The sequence below is a fragment of the Cytophagales bacterium genome (assembly GCA_019456305.1).
GTDB lineage: Bacteria > Bacteroidota > Bacteroidia > Cytophagales > VRUD01 > VRUD01.
On record VRUD01000042.1, the window covers coordinates 1 to 2,568 of the forward strand.

At 42.4% G+C, this 2,568-nt stretch carries 1 protein-coding gene and 1 pseudogene (1 of these 2 only partly in view); both read left to right on the forward strand.

Features of this window, described 5'->3' with window-relative positions:
* A partial coding sequence (locus FVQ77_10160; GenBank protein MBW8050681.1) for a T9SS type B sorting domain-containing protein occupies nucleotides 1-1,590 on the forward strand: 1,590 nt, incomplete at its 5' end.
* Between the two features lie 58 nt (nucleotides 1,591-1,648).
* Nucleotides 1,649-2,568 (forward strand): annotated as a pseudogene (locus FVQ77_10165) (hypothetical protein) (it continues 139 nt past the right edge of the window).

Here is a 2,568-nt window from a genome sequence, read left to right on the forward strand (position 1 = left end):
GTAAATTATAGCTGGTCGCCTGGCATAGGATTAAACAGCGACACTGTTTTTAACCCTTTTGCCAGCCCTGATACAACGACAACTTATATGGTAACAGTAACAGACAGCAATAGCTGCCCGGCTTTAGATTCTGTAACTGTTACGGTTTTTACGCTGCCTATTGCAACAGCGCAACCAGATACGGCAATTTGTAATGGCGATAGCGCTCAACTCAATGCTACCGGAGGAGCTAATTATAGCTGGTACCCAGGTTTGGGATTAAGTAATGATAGCGTTTTTGATCCTTTAGCTGGCCCCGATACGACAACCACCTATATTGTAACAATAACGGATACAAACGGCTGCCAGGCTAAAGATTCAGTCACCGTTACTATAAAGAATTTACCGGCAGCCAATGCAGGGATAGACCGGGAGATCTGTGCAGGAGATAGCATTCAATTAGCTGCCGGTGGCGGGGCTGTTTACAATTGGTGGCCGTCTGCAGGCTTAAGCGATACTGCTATTGCTGATCCGGTGGCAAATCCCCTGACAACGACTACTTACTATGTGATCGTGACCGATACAAACACAGCTTGTTCTGCCATTGATTCCATGACTCTTATGGTAAATCCTTTACCTAATGTAACAGCAAACGCAGACCCGGACACAACAATTTGCCTGGGCGGGAGTGTTAAGCTGGTTGCAACCGGTGGTGGAGCGTATTCCTGGAGCCCTGCAACGGCTTTAAGCTGCACTACTTGTTTAAGCCCGGTAGCTGCCCCAGTCACAACAACCACCTATTATATAAATATCCAGGATGGAAATGGCTGCGTAGGCTCAGATTCAGTAACCATAATTGTTACAAATGCCTTCACTACAACGATTTCTCCAACACCAGAAAGCTGTGCGGGCAATAAAGATGGCACAGCAGATTTAACTGTTTCAGGCGGAACACCACCATTACAATACATTTGGTCTAATGGCGATAGCACGGAAGATATCACAGGTCTTGCAGCCGGTATTTACGTAGTGATGATAACCGATTCCAATGGATGTCAGAGACAGGATTCTGTTGTTATAACGGTATCTATGGTACTCGCTTCAGCAGGAAAAGATACAACCATCACTAAAGGAGATAGTATAATATTGCAGGCAAGCGGAGGCAAATTATATCTGTGGAGTCCGGGTACTGGATTAAGTGATACTACAATAGCCAATCCTGTTGCAAAGCCGGATGAAACAACTACCTATTATGTAACAGTTACAGATAGTAATGGATGTACGGGAGTAGATTCAGTGACCATTATTGTTATAGATATTACAGAAAAACAACTGTTTATCCCCAACGCGTTCACTCCAAACGGGGATGGAGAGAATGATGTTTTTCGTATAACAGGCAAAGGTATAAAAAGCATCTATTTAATAGTCTATAACCGTTGGGGGGATAACGTTTTTGAAACCCGTATTGTGGATGAGGCTATGAATGCAGGATGGGATGGAAAGCACAATGGGGAAGAACAGGGTATGGCTGTGTTTGTTTATTATCTGGAAGTGCAATTTGAGGATAGGACATCGGATATTAGAAAAGGGGATGTAACGTTGATTAGATAAATTGTCCGATTGTTATTAAAGATATAATTTTTTTATTAATTTGGAGCAAAAATTCAGCATGAAAAAATTGATCATAAATAAGCCCTTTGTATTCAGCGCCTTGTTGTCGCTTATTCCGTTATTGGGTAGCAGCCAAACGATTTTGTGGACAGAAGATTTTGAAAGCGGAGGGGGCAATTGGACTATGAACACAACAGATTTGAGTTCTACGAGTACTGGCTATAATTATTGGATTCTGAATAATGCCTTTGCTGCTGGAAATACCAATGTATCTTTCTCTTTTGCCTCTTGTGCAGATCTTGGCTGTATATCTGTAGGAATTAACGCTACACCTGACCAAACCGTAGGTATTACCGGTTTCCCTCAAAGTACCTATATGCATATCATATATGACCCTACTGTATTGGGTTGTTTTCCAGGTACGGCCCAGAATGCTCATTATTTAATTTCAGACCCTGCACTTGTTGTTTGCCCTACACCACCCGAAAATTATTTTACTAAAATGAATATTGGTATGAGTACAACTGGTCAAACAAATGTAAGTGTAAATTTTTGGTGGGTTGGTGTTACAGTTAACGTGGCTTTTGGGGAATTTTATTATAGCATTGATGGAGGGGTTAGCTGGATACTGGGATTGACCTCTCTGTTTAATCAAGCAACATGGATACAGGAAACGGTTACATTAACTGATTTTGATAATCAACCGGATTTAAGATTTGCATTTAGATTTGTGAATGGAAGTGATGCAGCGCAAGCAGGTGCAGAGCCAGCTTTTTCAGTTGACCAAATAGAGGTGACAATACCTACCGTTGTTGCCCCACCGGTAGCAAGTTTTGCAGCTAGCGATACCATGATCTGCGAAGGAACATGCATCAGCTTCACTGACTCCAGTACAAATACACCTACAAGCTGGGAGTGGTCATTTCCCGGAGCTACACCCGACACATCCAATGATCAAAACCCGGTAAGTATTTGTTA